Origin of the sequence: Cytobacillus citreus (assembly GCF_018343665.1) — a bacterium.
Classification (GTDB): domain Bacteria; phylum Bacillota; class Bacilli; order Bacillales; family Cytobacillaceae; genus Cytobacillus; species Cytobacillus citreus.
Genome location: NZ_JAGYPM010000002.1, coordinates 98760 through 121870, shown reverse-complemented (window position 1 = coordinate 121870; position 23111 = coordinate 98760). Strand labels below are relative to the sequence as shown.

Genomic DNA, 23111 nt, shown 5'->3' with positions numbered 1-23111 from the left:
ACAAAAGTCATTTTTTTATCACTTTTATGACAGCCCTTTTCATTTTTATAGGTCTAATAAATGAACTTGTTTATTATTTAGAAGCAACCTTTGTTACTGTTGATTCACTTTTGTTTCCAGCTTTGTCTTTAGCCACAACGTTTAGGCTTGTGCCTGCTTTTTGGGCTTTAATTTTCACTGTGAATTTTCCTTTTGAATTTGCTTTTGCTTCCCCTAATAATGTTTTTCCATTATAAACTTGTACAGTAGCATCTTTTTCAGTTGTACCAGTAACTGATTTAGATTTTGCTGTTACTTTATCTACTTTAGGAGCATTAGGGGCTGTTTTATCAATCACTGTAGTAGTGCTTGCAGCACTTTCATTACCAGCTTCATCAGTAGCAGTTACCTTAATTTTTGTGCCTGCACTTAGCTTAGATATATTAAACTTATAGTTTCCATTTTTATCAGCTTTTGTCTGCTGGCTGTATTTTTCATTTATATACAATTTCACTACTGAATTAGCTTCTGCTTTACCACTGATTGATGTTGCAGAGTCAGTCACATTGTTTATTCCTGGAACACCTGGTGCAGTGAAATCTGGCATTTTTGTAAAAGAAGGTAGACCAGAGATATAACCAATACCACCTGTTTTATTAATACCAATTTGTTCGTCAACAGCTTTAAGTAATTCATCTTTATTAACAGCTGTAATTGACTTACCATCTACTTCATCACCAGGATGTTGGAAATTACTGAAAATGTATGAGAAACCATTGCGGTCATCAGCAGCAAATAATCCAGTTGCTTCCGCTCCTGCTGGAACAGATAAAATACGATCTAATTCTTTCGTATCAACATTATAAGCCCAAACGTAGTTATTTGTGTGAGCACCACTATCTTCACCAATAAAGAGTGTTCTCGTTGCTTCAGAGTAACTTAAGTTATCTGGATTAGCTACTTTTTCTACATTCGCCGTGTTTCCATATGCATCAGCAGCAGGGAGGTCTTCTCCTACTACCAATCCAGACATTGAAGGTGCTACATAAGAGCTATTTATAGCCTTTCCTTCGCTATCCTTTTGACCACCTTGTAAATCTAATTGATAGGTTACACCAGCTTTAATTTTTGGTAATTGAATATGGTCTGCTGGATCTTTTCCTGTTGAATCTTTTTCCATGCCCTTACTTTGATCAGAAATAGCAATATATACTTTTTTATCCTTTTCGTTTAGTGCTACACCTTCCATTTTGTTAAATTCAGTAGTTGCACCAAGCATCGCTGCGTAACGGCGTGTTTCAAGGAAGGCTGCTGCTTTTTCTTTACCAGGTTTAAGTTTTAGGTACTCTACTTTTCCTTCATTTGAGTATGTTTTAATAGCTGTAAAACCTTCTTTAGGAGCATCTGAAGTTTCAAAAATATCATTGAATGTAATGCCGCTGTCAATAATATCTTTCACTTCTTTATCCGTTGCATGTCCTAAATTAATCCATTGTAAGTCTCCTGAACCACCGTTTTCAGTACCTGTTTGATTAAATTTAGCTGCATATAATGTACCTGATGATAAATCTTTTTCTTTGTCAGCTACATACATAAACAATCCTGTATTACCACCATCATCACCGTAAAATACAGTCTTGTTATCAGGCATTACTTTAGCTAACTCATGAGAGAAACGTCCTGTACTGTAATGTTTTACAACTGATGTTTTACCATTCTTCTCTACTGCAATTTCAGGAGTGAAGCCATAGAAATAAGGATTAGCCTTTGCTTTATCACCAAAATAGAATTCAGAGAATGTTTCAACTTGACTTCTTACTTTCGAAGTTGGGTCTAAGTAAAGACGGGCATCTGGTTCGTACTCTTCAGAACCTAAATGTGTATTCCATGGAGATAAAGATCCGTTACATGGGATCCAAAGTCCATTCACCGCTGAAAAATCAATTTTTTCTACTTTTATAGGTTTAAGTTCACCTGTTTTTTTGTCCTGCTTCAACTCAGTTAAAGACATAGATGCTGGAACTAAACCGTATGCTGATTTACCAGCAGCATCAATTGTTTGATATTCATAATGTGTAACCAAATAAAGCTTGCCGTCAATAGGCATCATTAAGCTGTTTGAATCCGGAGCATCGGAGACAAAGTATTTTCCGTCTGTGCTGCTAGGATCCTTAATTGGATTTCCGTTTACATCAATTGGAGTTCCTGCAGGGATTTTTCCACCTTTAGCTGTTGCAACCTTATCTTCCGATTTAAATAGGTAGTTGTAAGACAACGGAAATGTTTTTACTTTTCCATTGCTATATTTCACATCAACTGTTGCAGTTGTATACGTTTGTACCATTTCATCAATAGTAGCTGGTGCTTTCATTCCATTAAATCTAACAGATTCTATCTTAATATCTTTTTGAGCAGCCGCTGCTGCAGGTGATAATGCTGGAACTGTAACAGCTAAAGCAAGTGCTAAAGCAGCTCCTTTTTTCATAATTTTATTATTAATCATCTCATAAATCCTCCTAGTAGATTTATAGTTTCCTATTCAATTAAACCTAATAAATATTAATTTAATATTAATTTTTTGTAATGATTTATTTTATTATTAGATCTAAATATTACATGTTTACAGGTGCTTATTAGAAAACACAAAAAAAAGAGTAGAATGTGATAATTTATTTCAGCACTCTGCTATTTTAGTGTCTTATCAATCCATATTTTTACAGCGCAGCTCTAAAAAAGCTGGTTACAAAGGAACGTTACCCAGACCTTTACCCCGTTTTAATGTCAGGAGCTTATACCGAGGAAAATGAAGGAGAGAACACAATAGGTGATGACTTCGATTTTGGACTTGAACGGATTTTAGATGGAATCGAACACTACTTTTTATCAAGGGAAAAGAAAAGGTAGAATTCAAACGAGGATCATCCTTTATTTACAATTTCTTATATAGTTAAATGAGCCTCTCTTTATACCAAAAGAGAGGCTCAAATTTTAGCAGCTATTTGTGGTAATGTTCACCACAATACATCTAAGTTTAGTTTTGGATATGTCATCGACGCTAATATTTTGGTCGTCTTCAGCCATTTCACAAAATTTACTTATATAACAGCCTTAAAAATCGTTAAGATAATTCCTATTAAAAAACCGCAAATAGCTCCATTCACTCGGATCCATTGTAAATCTTTACCTATGTTATTTTCCATTAAATCGATAAGCGTTTCGTTATCCAGCTTATCAAGGTTTTCTTTTACAAGAATGCCTATTTTGGAATGGTTTTTGTCAATAATATTGAAAATTTGTTTTTGAATCCAATTTTCAATGCTATCGATTTTCTCAGGAGCATCTTTCATTCGATCTATGAGGCCTCTAATAAATGTAAGCACATATTGATCTATAAATTCTTCACTTTGGGTTAGTAGAATCATTTTATTCTGCAGATTCTTTAACATCACTGTAATTTGATCAGTTGGGCTCCAGTCATTTACGAATGTATTCTTCCATTCATTTATTTCAGATACTACTTCTTTTCTATCTAACACACTTTCTAACTCATTATGAATTCGAGAAAGAATCAATTGTCTATATGGATTATCGTCCTTTTGAAGGAGAATGATTCTTTTCAAAATAAATGGTTGAATAATATTTCCAAGCTTTTCCTCATTAATAAAATTACTAAAAGAACTAAGGGCTAACTTTAAAAAGCCATCCGCTTCCGTATTATCAAGTAATTGTTTCGCCATTACGCCTATTTTCATTTTTGTTTCTTCTTTCACTACCCACTTTTCAGTTTCAGCCAGAATATAGTCCAAGGCTTTTTCATCCAAATTTCTGTTTAATGCTTGGCCTACGAGTGATTGAAGGAATTTTTTCACATCTAAAGTAAGAATATAGTCCTTTAGCTCCTTTTCAATTAAAGGTGCTATTTTTTCTACATTTATATGACTGATCGCCTGATGAAGGATAGAACTAATCCACTTTTTAAAGGAATCCGAATATAATTCCTTCTCTGCAATCTGTATTAATTTGTCTGCAATATGAAACTGTTTGATTTTCTCCTGAATACTTTCTTTTGTCAGCCAATCATTTTCAAGAATAGAAATAAGAGCCCTGGTCATTCTATCACGGTTTTTTGGAAGTAATGCCGTATGTGGAATCGGAATACCTAGTGGATGACGAAAAAGAGCTGTGACAGCAAACCAATCTGCCAGTCCGCCTACTAGACCCGCCTCAAATCCTCCCTGCAATAATCGGCCAATAAAAAATTCTTGGAAAGGAATCGTTAAGATAAATCCTGCCCCCATAACTCCTAATGATATTCCTGCAAAATATTTTGATTTTTTTTGTTGTTTTGACATAGTATTTTCCCTCGGATATAAATTGAATTTCTTTTATCTTACCATTTTAATAGCCGTTTACTTATAAAAAACCTCATTTTCTTATGATACGGTTCATTGCTCTTACTGTGATAAATATTTAATGTAATTGAACCACAGATTTCAATCGGCTGCCTCCTCTGCTTTACCACTATATTAGAAAGCACAATAATAATGGGTAATGGCATTTCATTCGTGCTACTCCTGGGGATTGGCAGTGGCCAAGATTAATTATATACTTACTATATATTTTAATTAGTAAATATTATATTAGGCTGTGATCATATGTCAAAGAATAGTCAAATGCACAATGTTGAAATCATTATGAGGGAAATGCTTGAAATACAACAGAAGTCTAAGATGTTTGTAAATCTGCTCTCTGAAGGAGAGTCGCTATCCCAAAGCCAGCTTATTCTTCTTCTCCAGCTGAAATTCAATGATGAAATGAAAGCAACTGAAATTGCTGATTTTTTCAGTGTAACCCCTGGAGCTGTTACATCGATGTGCGACAAACTAGAAAAATTGAATTTAGTACAACGGGTAAGAGAAAATGAAGACCGACGAGTAGTGAAAATGGTCTTAACGAATAGTGGTGAAGTTAAGGTCCAAGAATTATTTTTAAAATTATCACAAGAAAAACTAACAGATATAGCGAAAGTATTAATAGATGTGAATAAGTTAATGAGTACGATTTTTTAAGGATTTCATAAAGTTGAAATCCTTTTTTTATTGTCTAAGTACGGCATGATTTTTTGTTCTTGACAAAATAAGGATCAATACATTTTAATTAATATATATTTCAATCATTAAAATATATATTAATTAAAATATGGTGGTGTTTATGAATGACAATTGAACAAGGTCAGAAGCTACGCAGTATAACCCTTACAAGTGGCAATATCAAAGAATTAGCATCAGAATGTGAACTGTTAAAAATTCGCGGCTCCGTTGCTTTACACCAAGAAGTACACTTAAAAGAAATCTCTACTCATGGACATAGTTCTTTTCATGCTCATGTTGTAGCAGATGTTTTAAAAAATACAGGATCATGTGCCATAAAAGACAATTGCGAGGTTAAAGAGATTGTAAATGCAGGTAGTTTAAAGATGAAGAATGGGCAATCAACAACGATTACTAGTACTGGAAAACTGACAATCGAACAAATTCTTCAGACGGAACAGATTTATTCAACTGGCATTGTTCGAGCGAAAGAAATACAGGCAAAGCACTTTCAGTTAAAACTGTCAGGTGAAAGTGAGATCGAAAGGCTTATCACAGATGAAGCATGTGTAGAAAAGGATGGAATATCTTTTTCTTTATTTAAGAAAAAGCTGACTTGCAAATATATTAAAGGGAAAAACCTGCAGCTTTCCTATACAGATGCGGAAATTGTTGAAGGGGATGTTGTGGTAATCGGCAAAAATTGTCATTTCCAAACACTTTATTATAAAGATAAATATACAATATCTCCAGACGCTAAAGTACAGCATATCATAAGACGTGAAAAGGAATGAAAATAAAAAAAATGATACGCACCTTTTTGTGCTCGTTAACAATCCCTGTCCTATCCGTCCTATACGCAGGACTGATTTTGAGTGCGTTAATCTCAGTGCTTGCTGGTATATTACGAACACTAGGCTTTGAACAGATAAAAATGAGTAGAATATTAGATTTTAAGAAAAGGGACGAGAAACCACGTCCCTTTTGAATGTTTTAGAACGGTTCTGACGATCACTTTATTTAAATCATACGAATTGTTATAATACCCTCGATCTCGTTGATTTTTTCCTCCAAACTAGGAATGATATCACCGTTTACTTTATTATCAATGTCAATGATCGTATAGGCGTAATCCCCTCGGCTCCTGTTAACCATGTCAGCGATGTTCAAATGATAGTTTGATATAGCAGATGTGATCTTGCCAACCATGTTTGGAACATTTTGGTGGAAAGCTGTCACACGACGCTTTCCTGTATAAGGGATGGACGCGTTTGGAAAATTTACTGAGTTTTTAATATTACCTGTTTCAAGAAATTCCTTCACCTGACGAGCCGCCATGATGGCACAGTTTTCCTCTGACTCTATGGTAGAAGCACCAAGATGAGGGATTGGAACGACGTTTTTCATTTTTAACACATTCTCATTCGGAAAGTCTGTAATATACTTCCCTACTTTTCCACTTTCAAGTGCAGCTGCCATATCCTTTTCATTCACAAGCTCACCACGAGAGAAGTTCAAAATATGAACACCTGGTTTCATAATGCTAAAGGATGCTTCATTGAACATTCCTCTTGTATCATCGGTTAGCGGAACATGTACGGTGATATAATCAGAGGTAGCAAACAACTGTTCAATCGTCAAAGCGCGCTGTACATTACGGGACAAGTTCCAAGCCGTATCAACAGAGATAAACGGGTCAAACCCAATCACATCCATGTCTAAATCGAGCGCATCATTCGCTACAAGCGCACCAATTGCACCTAAACCGATTACACCGAGAGTTTTCCCTTTAATTTCTTTTCCAACAAATTGTTTCTTTCCTGCTTCTACAAGCTTAGGAATTTGTTCTCCTTCATCTTCTAATGACTTTACCCAGCCTACACCAGCAAAAAGATTACGAGATGAAGCCATTAATGAAGTTAACACAAGTTCTTTTACTGCGTTCGCATTCGCTCCTGGGGTATTAAAAACTACAATTCCACGTTCTGTGCATTTGTCGACTGGAATATTATTGACACCCGCTCCAGCGCGTGCTATGGCCTTTAAATGATTGCCGAACTCAATTGTATGCATGTTAAAACTGCGAACAACAATGGCATCAGGGTTTTCACTGACATTGTCGATTGTATATTGATCTTTATTAAATACATTTAATCCGCTTTCTGCAATATTATTTAACGTTTTTATTGTTTTTACTTTTATTTCAGTCACTGTGTTCATTTCGTTTTCTCCTCTTTACATATAATAGTTTTTTATATTTACTAAAAAAAGAGACTGGTGTTCTCCAATCTCTTTAGACGTCAAAAAAACAAATAGGTATTAATATTTGTCTCTCTTCTGTCCTTTTACCTGAGATTTTGAACCCTTCGGCGCTGCAGTTATACTGCATTCTCTCCAGAAGCTGCTCCTGTTATAGTGTGATCCATAACAATCATAGCATCCATTATTTAGTTTTTAGTTGGTGGAATATCCAATATTCAACATTTATAAATATATTGTATTGATTCGCCTCCACGATCCCCCTTATAAACATAAAGAGGCAAGGAAAACTTTCCTTACCTCTGCCCAGGCGAACGGCTACTCGACACTATGTGCTCCCCCACGGTTATCCGTTTTCGCCAGTCACACATAGCCTTTTCATTTGTTTTATCTTATCAGATCTTCTATCAACCTTCAACCTAAAATTTTCAAATAATTAATTCGTTTATCGCAGATTAACGGGCAGTATGACCCCCACTTCAAGGTTTCGAGAGAATTAAAGAAACCTAAGTGGGGGATCAACTGCCCGTAAAGGCCCGATTGGTTCAACTATCCATCAGTGGGGGATGAAAGAAAACCCCCACTGATGGAAGTTTCACTTTATCCCAGCTCGCCCATTGTCCCTTTTCCATCACAACGCCAATTTTAATCTTCGACAAACAGAAAAATTAAATAGTTTTCAAACTTAGACTGTGAACCTGTCCCCACTAGCTTCGCACAGGCTCCAGAATTAGTAAATTAATCAAAGTATTTTGTAGATATATATATAAAGCTCCTATTGTAGAAATGTTGGATGTTTGTTCACATAAACAAACTTTCTACAAAAGGAGCTCCCATAAGTATTTCTATGTTAAGTCAAAAGACTGTTATACCTCAATGTTTATCATTATTACCTACTGAAAATTTAGTTTGTTTTGCACTTTTCAAATAGCCCTTTTTCTTTAAGAACCTTAATCAGTGTCTCTCCCATTACGGATGGAGTATCTGCCACTTCAATTCCACATTCATTCATGACGCGAATTTTTTCTTCTGCTGTTCCTTTACCACCAGATATAATGGCTCCTGCATGTCCCATTCGTTTTCCTGGCGGTGCAGTGCGTCCGCCGATAAATCCGACTACAGGCTTCGTCATATTGGCTTTCACCCATTCAGCAGCTTCTTCTTCAGCAGAACCGCCGATTTCTCCAATCATAATGACTGCGTATGTTTCTGGGTCCTCATTGAAGGCCTTTAAAACATCGATAAAGTTTGTGCCGTTTACCGGATCACCACCGATCCCTACTGCTGATGTTTGTCCGATTCCAGCCTGCGTTAGTTGATGAACCGCTTCATAGGTTAAAGTACCAGAACGAGATACAACCCCCACATGGCCTTTCGTATGGATGTATCCAGGCATGATGCCAATCTTACACTCATCAGCACTAATCACACCAGGGCAGTTCGGACCGACAAGACGCGTTTTCTTTCCTTCCATATAGCGTTTTACTTTAACCATGTCTAGTACAGGAATATGTTCAGTAATACAGATTGTCAGATCAAGCTCTGCGTCAACTGCTTCCATAATAGCATCAGCGGCAAATGGAGCTGGGACATAAATGACTGATACTGTAGCACCAGTAGCTTGAACGGCTTCTTTCACTGTATTGAAGACGGGAACTCCTTCTAATTCACTGCCGCCTTTACCTGGAGTAACACCACCGACAATTTTTGTACCGTACTCAAGCATTTGTTTTGTATGGAATAGTGCAGTTGAACCTGTTATCCCTTGAACAATGACTTTTGTATTTTTATTAATAAATACACTCACGTCAAATTCCCCTTTCTGATCTCCAGTTAACCTACTAATGAAACGATTTTTTGGGCACCGTCAGCCATAGATTCAGCTGCAATTATATCAATATCTGATTCAGCTAGAATCTTCTTGCCTAAGTCAACATTTGTCCCTTCTAAACGTACGACTAGAGGTACTGTTAAGCCAATTTGTCTTGCTGCTTCGACAACACCTGTTGCAATGATGTCACACTTCATAATTCCACCAAAGATATTAACAAAAATACCTTTTACGTTTGGATCAGAAAGGATGATTTTGAATGCTTCTGTTACCTTTTCAGCTGTAGCGCTGCCCCCAACATCAAGGAAGTTAGCTGGCTCTCCTCCGTAGTGCTTTACAATATCCATTGTGGACATCGCTAACCCCGCGCCATTAACCATACAACCGATATTTCCATCTAAAGCTACATAACTTAAGTCATGTTTGGAAGCTTCAATTTCCTTTGCATCTTCTTCTTCCAAATCACGAAGATCCATTATGTCTTTGCGACGGTATAGTGCGTTGGAGTCGAAGTTTAACTTAGCATCCAGTGCCATTACTTTCCCATCACCAGTGACAACAAGCGGGTTGATTTCAGCAATTGAGCAATCCTTATCGATGTAAGCATTGTATAAGCCCATCAAAAATTTAACAGCTTGTCCAACAAGGTTGCTTGGTATGTTGATATTAAAAGCAATACGGCGTGCCTGGAAGGCAGTCAATCCAACAACAGGGTCAATTTCTTCCTTAAAGATTTTTTCCGGCGTCTTTTCAGCAACTTCTTCAATTTCCGTTCCGCCTTCTTCAGAGGCCATCAAAACAACACGTGATGTAGCACGGTCTAATACTAAGCCGATATAGTATTCTTTTTGAATATCACAGCCTTCTTCAATCAGTAACCGTTTAACCTCTTTACCTTCTGGACCCGTTTGATGTGTAACAAGCGTTTTACCTAAAATTTCATTAGCATAAAGCCGAACTTCCTCAAGGTTTTTGGCAACCTTAACACCACCAGCCTTACCGCGTCCACCAGCATGGATTTGTGCTTTAACTACACAAACCTTTGTTCCAAGTTCTTTTGCAGCTTCTACTGCTTCATCAACAGTAAAAGCTACCTTTCCGTTTGGAACCGATACTCCATATTGTCTGAGGACTTCTTTTCCTTGATATTCATGGATATTCATATTCTGCCTCCTTAAAAAAGTAAGACTTTCTATTCTTATGCTTCTAAAAGTAATTTTTCTGGATCTTCAAGCAGTTGTTTTATTCTCACTAAAAATCCAACCGCTTCTTTTCCATCTACAATACGGTGATCATAAGAAAGTGCAAGATACATCATTGGGCGAATTTCAATTCTTTCGTTATCGACAGCGACAGGTCGGTTTTGAATAGAATGCATGCCCAATATACCGACTTGTGGAGCATTTAAGATTGGTGTCGATAATAAAGAACCAAATGTACCACCGTTTGTGATCGTGAATGTACCGCCTTGGAGATCGGATAAAGCAAGTTTTGATTCTCTTGCTTTCAATGCTAAACGTCCAATCTCTTTTTCTATTTCAGCAAAATTTAACCGGTCTGCATCTCGTACTACTGGAACAACCAAGCCATCAGAAGTAGAAACAGCCACTCCAATATCATAGAATTTCTTAACGACTAATTCATTACCTTGAATTTCTGCATTTAATAACGGATAGGCTTTAAGAGCACTGACGACAGCTTTTGTAAAAAACGACATAAATCCTAGTTTTACATCATGCTCTTTCAAGAATGCATCTTTTCTTTTCTTTCTTAGATTCATAACAGCAGTCAAATCTACTTCATTGAATGTTGTTAAGATGGCAGCTGTATGCTGGACTTCTACTAGATTTTTAGCAATGGTTGCACGACGGCGAGACATTTTTATTCTTTCTACTGGTTTACTATCTGTTACAGCCGGTTGCTTAGCAGCTGCTGTTTGCGGTGCTGTGTTTGCAGCTGGACGACCCTCTGAAACATGGTTCGCAACATCTTGTTGGCGAACTCTTCCTAATGGATCGACAGTCGATACATTTTGTAAATCAATTCCTCGTTCTCTCGCTAATTTTCTTGCCGCAGGAGAAGCAATTACATCACTTGAAGATTCAGTAGTTGCTTCAACAACAGGCGCTTTTTCTGGAGTTGCTTTTTCTTCACTTGCTTGTGGTGCAGAGCCACTAACACCATTTTCATCAATAATAGCGATCGTCTCCCCTACATTTACGGTATCGCCTTCTGCTTTTAATTGCTCTTTTAATACACCACTAAACTCAGAAATAATTTCCACATTTACTTTATCTGTTTCAAGCTCTAATAGATAATCACCTTTTGAAACCGGATCACCTGGTTGTTTTAGCCATTGAGCAATGGTACCTTCTGTAATGGATTCAGCTAATTCGGGAACGACTATTTCTGCCATCTTCTTTACACATCCTTTTATAAATATGAATTTCCAATGTATTAATTAGAAAAACTTGGCGTTCGCCAAGTCCTTTTTGGCGAATGCCTTAGTTTTACTTATGCGATCTTATTATCAGATATTTAATTGAAAACACACTTTACTTTAGTACGTTAATAAACTTAAACTTTCATATTAGCCAAGTTTAAAATCAATCCGTCAGCTTATGATTTTCGTTTCTCGTAAAAAAACTAAATACTTACGACTTCTTTTGCTTTTTTATCAGTTGGTGTTAAAGCTTCATTGATGATTCTTTGTTGTTCGTTTTTGTGAATAATTGGATCTCCCTCAGAAGGGCTGGACATTTCTGGTCGGCCAGCATAGGAAACTTTAATTTGATCTGACACTAAACGTACTAACTTTGGTGCAATATAGCTCCATGCACCCATATTTTTTGGTTCTTCCTGTGTCCAGATAACTTCTTTTAGGTTTTTATATTTACCCATTAAGCTTCTAATTTGCTCTTCTGGGAATGGATACAATTCTTCAATTCTAATAATATCTAACCAGTTAAAGGCTTTTGAATCTGCCACATGATCTGCTAATTCCACTGCAAGTCGACCTGTACAGAAGACAATTCGCTCTACTTGATCTGGTTTGCTTCCCAGCCCTGGTTGTTCAATAACCGCTTGGAACTGACCATTTGTAAATTCCTCTAAATACGCTCCAGCAGAAGCATTACGTAATAAGCTTTTTGGAGCCATTAAGACTAAAGGTCTTACCTCATCTGTTTTTAATATCGCTGCTTGTCTTCTTAAAATATGAAAATATTGAGCTGAGGAAGACAGATTCGCAACAGTCCAGTTATTTTCAGCTGCCATTTGAAGGAAACGTTCTAATCTAGCACTTGAATGTTCAGGTCCTTGGCCTTCATAACCGTGTGGCAATAAAATGACCATTCCTGATTTTTGACCCCATTTGGATTGACCAGCCGAAATAAATTGGTCAATGATGACTTGTGCACCGTTTGCAAAATCACCAAATTGTGCTTCCCAAAGTACAAGCGTTTCAGGTGAAATAACATTGTAACCGTATTCGAAGCCTAGAATTGATACTTCCGAAAGTGAACTATTATGAACAGCAAAGGATGCATTTGATGTACTGATTGCATGCAATGGGCAATATTTTTCACCCGTTTTTTCATCCGATAAAACAATGTTTCGGTGGGAGAATGTACCTCTTTCAGAATCTTGTCCAGTTAATCGAATCGGAGTGCCATCTTTTAAGATCGTTGCAAATGCTAATGCTTCAGCATGTGCCCAATCAATCGTTCCTTTTTTCTCAAAAACTTCTAGTCTACGATTCAATATTTTTTGCAGCTTTCCGAACACGTTGAAGCCTTTTGGCCATTCTAGAAGCTCGGAATTAATATTTGTTAAAGTTGCTTTATCGACAGTAGTATCTACTTTTGGAATTTCATGATGATGTTCCGCTTGTAATTCTGCAATCGAACGAACCTCTGAAGCTTCTTTATCAATATTTTTATACGCCTCTGAAAACTTCGTTAATACGGTTGTTTCAATTTCTTTTATTTGCTCTTCTGTCAGTGATTTTTCATCTAATAGCTGCTGCTTATAAACAGCTGTAATCGTTGGATGCTTTCGGACAATGTTATAGGTTACCGGGTTTGTAGCCATTGGCTCATCCATTTCATTGTGGCCCATTCTTCTGTACCCAATTAAATCAACTAAAACATCTTTTTTATAGTTTTTCCGATATTCGAATGCTAAGCGCATAACTGCCAAGCTTGCCTCTGGAGCATCAGCATTGACATGAAAAATAGGTATGCTATATCCTTTCGCCAAATCACTGGAATATCTTGTTGATCTTGAATCTTCACTCTCTGTTGTAAAACCAATACGGTTATTCCCAATAATATGAATGGTTCCACCTGTTTGATAAGCTTTTATTCTTGAATAATTCAGGGTTTCTGCTACAACACCTTGGCCCGGGAAAGCAGCATCTCCATGCACCAATAGTGCAAGTGCTTTTGATACATCTTGCTGCGGATAACCTTTTTCAGAACGATCATCTTGTGCTGCTCTTGCATATCCTTCTACTACTGTACCTGCAAATTCCAGATGGCTTGGGTTATTTGCTAAGGTGACTTTAATTTTTTTATCCTGGATTTGTCTGTTCTTTACAGCCCCCATATGATACTTAACATCACCTGTGCTGCCCTTTGTTTCCGAATAATCAGGATTATCGTTCACCCATGTTGAATGTTGAAATTGCGAAAACATGGCTTCATATGGTTTTTCCAATACATGTGCAAGGACATTCAATCTACCTCTATGCGCCATCGAGATCATGACGTTTTCAATTCCATCTTCTGCTGATAAAGCGACCAATTCTTCAATGGAAGGAACTAGTGTTTCTAATCCTTCAACAGAAAAACGTTTTTGCCCAACATACGTTTTTTGAATAAATTGTTCAAATCCTTCTGCTTTATACAACTTGCTTAAAAGATCCGCTTTTTTTGCTGTTGAAAAGGATAATGCACCATCATTATTTTCAATTTTGTTTTGAAGCCATAGTCTTTCTTCTGGTTCAACATGCCCGATTTCAAATCCGATATGGCCAGTATACACTTCCATTAAATATTGAATCGCTGCTAATCCATCAGATAATTGTCCCTTCTTCTCTGGACAAATCAGTTCTGCTGGGATTTCCCTTACATCTTCTTCTGTTAGACCATAATAAGACAAAGTGAGTAAATTGGATGGAGCTTGTTTTTCTAATGGATAAATATTTGCTTCTAAATGACCATTTGTGCGAATATTTTCCGCTAGCTTCAATACATCTACAAGCTTCTTCATTTTATTCATAACGAATGTCGGTGAATATCCTTGCTGTGATCCTGCTTCATTATTCTGGGTCATTTCTAATTGTGGTTCACCCCACGCTGCAAATAACCCTTGTAAGCTTTCGTCCACTAAATTCGCATCAGTCAAATACAGTTCATACTGTTCTAACAAATAACCTAAGTTAGGTCCAAAGACATCATGCCACGAGCTAGTTTTGTTATTCATACTTTGACACCCCTTATAATTAAGTTAACGATTTAAAAGGAAGTTTGAATTTCTTCTCTTTCTTAGAGCATACCTACCCATTGCCAGTACGTTAAACTGAAAATGACAATTAAGGCATAACCTACGAGAGTAATTGGAATACCTGATTTCAAAAGGTCTTTTGTTGTAAAGGCACCTGTTCCATATGCAAGCATATTTTGTGGTGCACTTACTGGTAATAAAAACCCAAAGCTGATAGCAAATTGTTGAATTAATACAAGCCCTGGTCCATTAAAGGACGTTGGTTCCATTGATGCCACGAGGGCAATAACAATTGGAATAAAAGCTGAAGCTAAGCTTGTTGCACTAGCAAAACCTAAATGAATCAAAATGTTAAATAAAGTTAGAACCATGATGATAAAAATGAGTGGCATACTGGTTAATCCAATAGCTTCTAATGTATTTTCTGACAACCATGATGCACCTTGTGTTTGTAATAAAACAGTTCCTAACGAAATTCCGATTGCGAATACGATAATCGTTCCCCACGGAATTTTACTTTCAACTTCTTTCCATGAAAAAATTCCAATACCAGGGAAAAGCATATAAGCAACTGCTGCAATGGTAACAGTAGTAGAATCAAATGGATGTAGGACTCCTTCTGTTGCCCAAAGGACTAATAGTACAAGTGAAATAATGATTAATCGTAATTCTTTTGTTGAAATCTTACCTAATTCCTTTAATTGAGCACTGATAATTTCTTTTCCGCCTTCTAATTCTCCAATTTCAGGCTTAATGAGCTTGTTCATAATAAAGAATAAGAAAATGGACATGATGATGGACCAAGGTGCTGCGTATAAAAACCATTGTCCCCATGTAATATTAGTACCAAATGCTTGTTCCATAAAACCTAAGCCAACCATGTTTTGCGCAGCCGCCGTTTTAATACCAATGTTCCAGATAGAAATGGATTGAACGGCTGTTATGATAAGTAAAGCTGCCAATCTACTTGTTTTTGGAAGACTGAAAGCAGCTACAATTCCCATTAGAATTGGAATAATTGTACCTGCACGTGCTGTTGCACTTGGTACGAATAAAGCAAGAATGATACTGACTAAAATTGTTCCAAAAACTAAACTGCTCGTTTTTGTCCCTACTTTTGACATAATGAATAGGGCCAGACGTTTATGCAAACCTGTTATTTCCATGGCTGCAGCTATGAATAATGCTCCTGCCACAAGTCCCACAGCCGAAGAGCTAAATCCGCCAAACGCTAGTTTTAATGCACCTTGACTAGTATAAGTGACGGATGGATCTTCTATCGTTGGTGACAGTCCTATAAAAACTGTAATGAGTACGACGATAACAGCAGCACTTACTGGATAAGATACCGCTTCAGTCACCCAAAGAATGACTGCTAAAGCTAATATTGCTAGTGCCCTTTGTCCTGCAATCGGAAGACTTTCAGGATTTGGAAGCAATATGATAATAAAAAATACTGCAAATGCGAGGCAAATAGATATCAATTTTTTCTTTTCCAACTTATTCCCCTCCTTTTTTACTTACAATACTATTGTAAAATAAAAGAAAACGATGAAAGCGCTTTACAAAGTTACATATCACTTTCATAAGTTACAAAAGTCATAAATAGTTCGTCTTAGACACATTTACCTAAGCCAATGAACCATTTATCCCGCATTAGAGGGCAGTAAGACCCCCACTGATTGAAGTTTCACTTTATCATTTTACAATGTGGATAGGGTTTCCTAGTTCGACTTCTGCTGTTTCCATCACAATTTCCCCTAGAGTTGGGTGGGCGTGGATGGTTAAGGCTATATCTTCTGCTGTTAATCCTGCTTCAATCGCTAATGAAAGCTCAGCAATCATATCTGAAGCATTCGGCCCAATAATTTGTCCTCCAATGACAACTCCATTATCTTGGCGTGTAATCAGTTTAAAGAAGCCTTCTGTTTGGTTGAGGGCAATCGCTCTTCCATTAACAGCAAATGGGAATTTCGCACTATTAGCATCAATCCCTTTTTCTTTCGCACTCTCTTCCGTTTGACCGACAACCGCTATTTCTGGTTCTGAGAATACGACAGCTGGAATACAAGTATAATCGACAACTGCCTTTTCTCCTGCAATGGCTTCAGCAGCTACTTTACCTTCATAGGAAGCCTTATGGGCAAGCTGCGGTCCAGTTACAATGTCCCCTATTGCATAAATATTTTGTATGGAAGTTCTGCATTGCTTGTCCGTTTTAATGACTCCTTTAGGATCGATTTCTACACCAATTTCTTGTAAACCGATTTGGTCTGTATTCGGTTTTCTTCCAACACTCACAAGTAGATAATCTGCTTGTAATGTTTTCTCTTCTCCATTTACTTCAAACGTAACCTCTACGGCTTGATCTACCTCTTTCGCACCTTTTACGAAAGCTTTTGTAAAGATCTCAACACCTTTTTTCTTCATGTTACGCTTCACAATAGAGGTAATCTGACTATCCATTCCACCCAGCAAATCACTCTGTCCTTCTAAAATCGTTACTTTTGTACCAAAATTAGCATAGACTCCAGCTAGTTCGATTCCAATTACGCCTCCGCCAACAACGACTAAACTCTTCGGAATTTCCTTTATATTTAAAGCACCTGTCGAATCAATGATTCTATTAGAAAATTTCATTGTAGGCAGTTCGACTGGACGAGATCCTGTTGCCACAATCGCATGTTTAAAACGAATTGTTTTTTCTCCTTCACTGCTGCTAATTTTCACTGTATTCGCATCAACAAAAGTTGCAGTACCTTTCTCTACTTCTACTTTATTCCCTTTTAAAAGCGTTCCGACTCCACCTGTTAATTTTTTGACAACACCGTCTTTGAAAGCTTGGACCTTTGAAAAGTCCACCTCAACCTTATGAACTGAAATACCAAATGCATCTAGATTTTGAGCTTGATGAAAGTGATGGCTAGCTGTAATCAATGCTTTTGATGGAATACAGCCTACATTTAAACAAACCCCTCCAAGGTTTTCTTTTTCAACAATCGTAACCTTTTGTCCCAGCTGTGCAGCACGAATCGCTGCCACATAACCTCCTGGACCAGCTCCAATTACCATTGTGTCTGTTGAATGAAGTTCATTTGTATTCATATTTCATCCTCCTAATACATTTATTTTGTTCACAAGAGCGGTCTACAATGAAACGCTTTCAAACTTTTGTAAAATAACATTCATGTGAACAAATAATAGAATCCTATTTCCGTTCTAAATGTAAAAAAAAAATTCTAGCATTTCTAGAATACGTAAATAAAGAAAGTGATTTGTAATTATCGAAAGGAAGCATTTGCTTTCCTATTATGATGAAGTCACTTATACTTTGCTCAATATTTCACTTACTTTAATTACATAAATTATGTTAATTACATTATATTTTTGTTTAAAACAAATTAACTTATGATGGATTTGTAAGAAATAGCCGGCTAATAATTTTTAATGGTATTTGTGAAAATATTCACAAATGAATCGATTTGGAGGAAAAATCCATGAATATGTTTGAAATTATTCAGACAACGCTTACTGACAAGAATATTCAAAGTGCCATTACTTCAACAATCTTTATTATTCTACTAGGCTTCTTTTGTCGTAAAAAAGGCATTTTTAATGATCAGATTGGAAAAATGCTATCAAAGGTCGTATTAACCGTTGCATTACCTGCTATGGCCTTCACATCCTTTTTGATGGATATTGATCAAAAAACTTTATCTGAAGGAATGAACATTTTAATTTGGGGACTACTTATCTACATTATTTTAATTTTTGTATCTAAACCTATGTATCTTAAATATAAAGGGGACAAGCAAGATACCTTGCGTGTTTTAACCATTTTCGGTTCAACAACCTTCTTTGGTATTCCTATTGTAGGTGCTATATACGGACCAGAGGGTGTTCTGTACGCTTCCATTTTTAATATTGGATATCGAGTTTTTCTATATTCCTATGGTTATATCAAAATGAGTGGACTTAAAATGGAAGCAAAAAATATAAAAGAAATGTTTTTAAATCCTATTGTCATTGCTACCTTTCTAGGACTATTCATCTGGATGTTCCAAGACTATCTGCCTCAAGTGGCCGTTGTAGCTGCTGATGGAACTACATCCAATTTTGGATTTTTACGAATTGACCAGACTGCCGTTTGGTTATATAAACCTATGACTTATTTATCCGGACTCGCTTCACCACTTGCTTGGCTTTCTATTGGAGCAACACTCGGTGCTGTCAATTTCAAAACAGCTATTACAGATCGTACATCTTTAATCTACAGTGTAAACAAAATTGTATTCGTTCCTATTATCAATATTGTTATTCTTGCGATTCTATCACTAACAGGAATTCTACCGATGAGTGCTGTTAGCTTAGGGGTTATTGTCATTATGATGGCGACACCAACTGCTACTGTAGCAGCTGCCTATGCAATTAGTTTTGATAAGGATGCACTGCTTGCTTCTAATGCATCTTTGCTTTCAACGATCACTGCCGTTGTGATGATTCCAATATGGGTTATCGCCATTAATTTAATTAGTAGTACAGGAATATTTGGATAAATAACAAAGGAGAGAGTTTAATCATGACATTAAAAGTAGCTTGTTACGGGGTTAGAGAAAATGAAGTACCGTTTTTTAATCAATTAAATAAGTATCAATTCGAGCTAGTCTTGATTGAAGATTTACTTAGACATGACAATATTGAGACTGCTAAAGGGATGGATGCTGTTTTATTAAGAGGAAATTGTATAGCAGATGAGGATAACATTCAAAAATTGAAAGAATACGGTGTAAAATATTTGTTCACACGTACGGTTGGCTATAATCATATTGATTTGCAGGCAGCAGCAGATTACGACATGCGTGTTGCAAGGGTTCCTTCCTACTCTCCAAATGCCATTGCAGAGTTATCTTTAACACTTGCCATGTCATTATTAAGACATACAACCTACACAACAACTAGAACAGCGAATAAAGATTTCACAGTAGATAAGGCTATGTTCAGCAAAGAAATCAGAAACTGTAAGGTTGGTATTATTGGTACTGGTAAAATTGGGTTAACGGAAGCGAAACTTTTTAAAGGCCTTGGCGCTGAAGTTCTTGGGTATGATTTATTCCAAAGTGATGCAGCGAAACAAACAGTTACTTTTATGGAGTTGGACGATTTATTAAAAGAAAGTGATATCGTAAGTATACATGTACCTTATATTCCAGGAGAAAATGAAAAGATGGTCAATGCTGAATTCATTTCAAAAATGAAAGATGGCGCCATTCTCATTAACACTGCTCGGGGTGAACTTCAAGATAATGAAGCCATTCTGAAAGCCCTTCAATCTCATAAACTAGAAGGCTTTGCAACAGATGTATTTGCGAATGAAGAAAAAATATTCTTCCAAAAATTTGACAAAACAGCAAAAAACTTAGATCCTACAGTACAGGCACTGCTTGATTTATACCCTCGTGTCCTTGTGACACCTCATATGGGATCTAATACAGATGAAGCACTTACCAATATGATTGAAACAAGCTTTGAAAACCTACATGATATCATCACAAAAGGGCACACAGCCAATGCTGTTCCTTTACCGAAAAAACGAGATCTTGTTTCTAAAGACTAATTACTATTTTCCATTAAAAAGGGCCAAACTATGTCAAGTTTGACCCTTTTTTAATTATTGGCTGTATTAAAGATCAGTGTTGATAATGCTATTTTGTTGTTGATTGAAGCGGAAGGCGCGAGATCCTCGAAAATGCATTCGCATTTCCTTCGTGCGGTGATTATTCGGGGAAGATTATTCAATGTCCTGCGGGAGAAGCGAGTCATAGGGAGACCCCGCAGGAGCGATAGCGACGAGGAGGCTCCCGGACCGCCCGCGATCGCTAAGTGCCTGCAGCGGAAATCAACATAGCCAAATTATTTAAAAGACATAATTAAATGCTCTTTCTCAGGGACGATATGAAATACCATAATCGGTCGTCCAACTGCTAAATACTTTAATTCTTCACTTAAATAACCAATCTCATTTAAATACTGCAAATACTTTTTAGTTGAAATACGTGATAAATCAACTTCTTTAGCGATATCCTCTGTTGAAAAATACCCCTTTTGATCCACTACCACATGAAGAATTTTTTTTAATGTTAGTTTTGATAATCCTTTAGGCAATGTTGAATGTAATTCATTTCCGGCAGGATGTAAACATGAAGGACCTCTCTCTTTTATTAATATTTGATCTAACGTATCCTGATCTGTTTTTTCTAACTTAGTAGTTAGTGAGTGATATTGGAGAAAATTCTCAATTGCTAGTTCAAATCTTTCATATGAAAAGGGTTTAATTAAGAAATCAATCACACCATACTCTAGCGCTTTCTTAATAGTAGGTATATCGTGAGCAGCTGTAATCATAATAATGGGTATTGAAAGCTGTTTTTGACGTACCGATTGTAAAAAATCAATCCCCGTTTCTCCTGGTAAATAGACATCAAGTAATATTAAATCAGGGATATCCTCATTAATTACATTCCATAGTTCCCCAATACTGCCGACGGTAGCAACAATTTGAAATCCTTCACACCGCTCAATAAATTGCTGATTGATCATTGCAACCATAGGGTCATCCTCAACTATGATAACTTTAATCATCTATGTTCCTCCATTTATAAGGTACTTCCATTCGAAAGATACTTCCATTCCCTACTTCTGATTGTACATCAACAAGTCCATGATATTGTTTGACAATTGATTGAATAGCATCCAATCCATAACCTCTTGCCCCGCCTTTTGTTGAAAATCCTCTCTCAAAAATCCTTTCTCTCAACTCTTCATCCATGCCTATTCCTGTATCCTTCACTTCAATTAAGATCACTTCCTCCTCCTCATCATAGTGAAGAAAGAGTGTCGCTTGTTTTATCGTTGTTAACGACATGGCCTCTTTGGCATTATCTAGTAGGATCCCCATTGATAAAAGCAAATCATGAAGCATCTCACCCATTTTCATATTTGGAAAATAAGAAAATGAGTCTATTGTTAACTTTACACCTTGCTCCTTTAACTCGCTCGTTTTCCCAAGTAAGAAGCCTGCAACGGCAGGGCTTTTAATTTTATCTGTAACAAATCCAATCTCTCGGTGATAATCAGCATTTAATACACGAATAAAGTGAGCGACATCTTGATATTTTTCCAATTCAATTAATCCTAAAATCGTATGCAATTGATTCATAAATTTATGATTTTGAGCACGCAAGGTATCAATATATTGTTCTGTTCCACTAAGCTCTCGAATAAGCTGTTGCATTTCTGATTGATCACGTAAAGTTGCGACCGCTCCATAAATCCTATTCTCTATATAGATAAGCTGAATATTAACGATGAACTCAAACTGATTCACGACAATGACATGATCGGAAATGGACTTTCCTGTTGTAAATACTTCACAAAAAAACGTTGAAAAGATATCTTTATCGAGATACCCATCTTTCATATTATCCCCAGCAAACTTGGCATTCTTTATAAGTTTTGCAAAATTTAAATTTTGCAAAAGAATTTTTCGATCTGGCGTAACAGCAATGATCCCTTCTCCTACTGAATCGATAATAATATCGCGTTCCTTAATATTGGCCACGATCTCCTTAGGTTCAAGTCCTAATAATATTTTCTTTAATTGCTGTGCTAAGAACAGTGCCCCCATTATTCCCACAAAAAGTCCAAGTCCTAATCCCAAGAACAGATTTTTCTGTGCTTTCCATAGTTCTTGATTGATTGTTTGCTGTACAAAACCTACACAAACAATTCCAACTTGCTGGCCTTCTTTATTCCATATAGGAGTAAAGAAACGTGTGCCTTCTCCCAACACACCAACTTCCCTTGAAAAATGCTCAGAACCGTCTAATGATTTTTTGGCATCCTCAATATTTGAAAAAGGTTTTCCTATGACACTTTCATCTGGATGTGATTTTCGAATAAGATCATTATTGAGTACAACAACAAAGCTAACACCTGTCGATTCCATCACTTCCAACGAATAGTCCTGTATTGCTGAACTGAACGAATCATTATCAACCTCATTTATGACACGGGGATCTTTTGCAACCATTCTAGCAATACTTTTTAATTTTTCTTTTACAACATTGTTCTCTCGTTCCAACACATATAAATTTAAAAGAGTAGCACATGCGATCAACGAAACGATAACTGACATTAAAACCAATAATGTCGTCATTTTTTTTAATGATAATTCAGACATCCATTTATTTACCATCATATTTAAAATCCTTCAGTCTAATTTATTCCTATTTTAACAATTTTCGATTGCACCTTCTACTCCTATAAAGAAAACTCGCCGATTGGCGAGCCTTGGAAAGGCGAAGACAGAGGCGTAGTTGCACTTATACTTAATTCCTAAAATTGGCAACTACGTCGAATCATCTTCTGCGCTGACAATTTATACT

At 36.6% G+C, this 23111-nt stretch carries 15 protein-coding genes and 2 riboswitches; of the genes, 4 read left to right on the top strand and 11 right to left on the bottom strand.

Annotation, left to right across the window (positions count from 1 at the left end; translation table 11 throughout):
• Positions 1 to 73: 73 nt before the first annotated feature.
• Entirely contained in the window at positions 74 to 2482 is a 2409-nt protein-coding gene (locus tag KHA94_RS06855; protein ID WP_213101419.1) for an Ig-like domain-containing protein, read from the bottom strand.
• A 592-nt stretch (positions 2483 to 3074) separates the two neighbouring features.
• Positions 3075 to 4331, bottom strand: coding sequence for a DUF445 domain-containing protein (locus tag KHA94_RS06850; RefSeq protein ID WP_213101418.1), 1257 nt, complete (start codon positions 4329 to 4331; stop codon positions 3075 to 3077).
• Positions 4332 to 4634: 303 nt separating this feature from the next.
• On the opposite strand from KHA94_RS06850, the gene KHA94_RS06845 reads away from it, so the two are divergent.
• Positions 4635 to 5048: a MarR family transcriptional regulator gene (locus tag KHA94_RS06845; protein ID WP_213101417.1), complete on the top strand. Its 414-nt coding sequence runs from the start codon at positions 4635 to 4637 to the stop codon at positions 5046 to 5048.
• Positions 5049 to 5194: 146 nt separating this feature from the next.
• Entirely contained in the window at positions 5195 to 5863 is a 669-nt protein-coding gene (locus KHA94_RS06840; protein WP_213101416.1) for a hypothetical protein, read from the top strand.
• A gap of 226 nt (positions 5864 to 6089) precedes the next feature.
• Here KHA94_RS06840 and KHA94_RS06835 read toward each other — a convergent pair whose 3' ends face one another.
• The 7 genes from KHA94_RS06835 to lpdA form a co-directional block, all read right to left on the bottom strand.
• A complete protein-coding gene (locus tag KHA94_RS06835; protein ID WP_213101415.1) occupies positions 6090 to 7289 on the bottom strand; it encodes a phosphoglycerate dehydrogenase in 1200 nt (399 codons plus the stop codon).
• Positions 7290 to 7396: 107 nt separating this feature from the next.
• Positions 7397 to 7477: riboswitch (glycine riboswitch) on the bottom strand.
• A 148-nt stretch (positions 7478 to 7625) separates the two neighbouring features.
• Positions 7626 to 7705, bottom strand: a riboswitch (ZMP/ZTP riboswitch).
• 527 nt (positions 7706 to 8232) lie between these two features.
• Positions 8233 to 9135 (bottom strand): succinate--CoA ligase subunit alpha, encoded by a 903-nt coding sequence (gene sucD / locus KHA94_RS06830; RefSeq protein WP_213101414.1) that lies wholly within the window; start codon positions 9133 to 9135, stop codon positions 8233 to 8235.
• Between the two features lie 26 nt (positions 9136 to 9161).
• The gene (gene sucC, locus KHA94_RS06825) at positions 9162 to 10355 is read right to left on the bottom strand and encodes an ADP-forming succinate--CoA ligase subunit beta (RefSeq protein ID WP_338030756.1); all 1194 of its coding nucleotides are present in this window, start codon (positions 10353 to 10355) and stop codon (positions 9162 to 9164) included.
• A 2-nt stretch (positions 10356 to 10357) separates the two neighbouring features.
• Positions 10358 to 11575, bottom strand: a complete 1218-nt coding sequence (gene odhB / locus KHA94_RS06820) for a 2-oxoglutarate dehydrogenase complex dihydrolipoyllysine-residue succinyltransferase (RefSeq protein ID WP_213101412.1) — start codon at positions 11573 to 11575, stop codon at positions 10358 to 10360.
• A gap of 230 nt (positions 11576 to 11805) precedes the next feature.
• The gene (locus tag KHA94_RS06815) at positions 11806 to 14646 is read right to left on the bottom strand and encodes a 2-oxoglutarate dehydrogenase E1 component (protein WP_213101411.1); all 2841 of its coding nucleotides are present in this window, start codon (positions 14644 to 14646) and stop codon (positions 11806 to 11808) included.
• A 62-nt stretch (positions 14647 to 14708) separates the two neighbouring features.
• Positions 14709 to 16166 (bottom strand): DASS family sodium-coupled anion symporter, encoded by a 1458-nt coding sequence (locus tag KHA94_RS06810; RefSeq protein ID WP_213101410.1) that lies wholly within the window; start codon positions 16164 to 16166, stop codon positions 14709 to 14711.
• A gap of 199 nt (positions 16167 to 16365) precedes the next feature.
• Entirely contained in the window at positions 16366 to 17772 is a 1407-nt protein-coding gene (lpdA, locus tag KHA94_RS06805) for a dihydrolipoyl dehydrogenase (protein ID WP_213101409.1), read from the bottom strand.
• 392 nt (positions 17773 to 18164) lie between these two features.
• On the opposite strand from lpdA, the gene KHA94_RS06800 reads away from it, so the two are divergent.
• The gene (locus KHA94_RS06800) at positions 18165 to 19223 is read left to right on the top strand and encodes an AEC family transporter (RefSeq protein ID WP_213101408.1); all 1059 of its coding nucleotides are present in this window, start codon (positions 18165 to 18167) and stop codon (positions 19221 to 19223) included.
• Positions 19224 to 19246: 23 nt separating this feature from the next.
• The gene (locus KHA94_RS06795) at positions 19247 to 20281 is read left to right on the top strand and encodes a 2-hydroxyacid dehydrogenase (protein WP_213101407.1); all 1035 of its coding nucleotides are present in this window, start codon (positions 19247 to 19249) and stop codon (positions 20279 to 20281) included.
• 296 nt (positions 20282 to 20577) lie between these two features.
• Here the strand turns inward: KHA94_RS06795 and KHA94_RS06790 are convergent, their stop codons facing one another.
• Positions 20578 to 21306: a response regulator gene (locus KHA94_RS06790; protein WP_213101406.1), complete on the bottom strand. Its 729-nt coding sequence runs from the start codon at positions 21304 to 21306 to the stop codon at positions 20578 to 20580.
• On the bottom strand, positions 21299 to 22924 hold the full coding sequence (locus KHA94_RS06785; RefSeq protein WP_213101405.1) for an ATP-binding protein: 1626 nt from the start codon (positions 22922 to 22924) through the stop codon (positions 21299 to 21301). Before KHA94_RS06785 ends, KHA94_RS06790 begins: the two co-directional genes overlap by 8 nt.
• Positions 22925 to 23111: the final 187 nt, after the last annotated feature.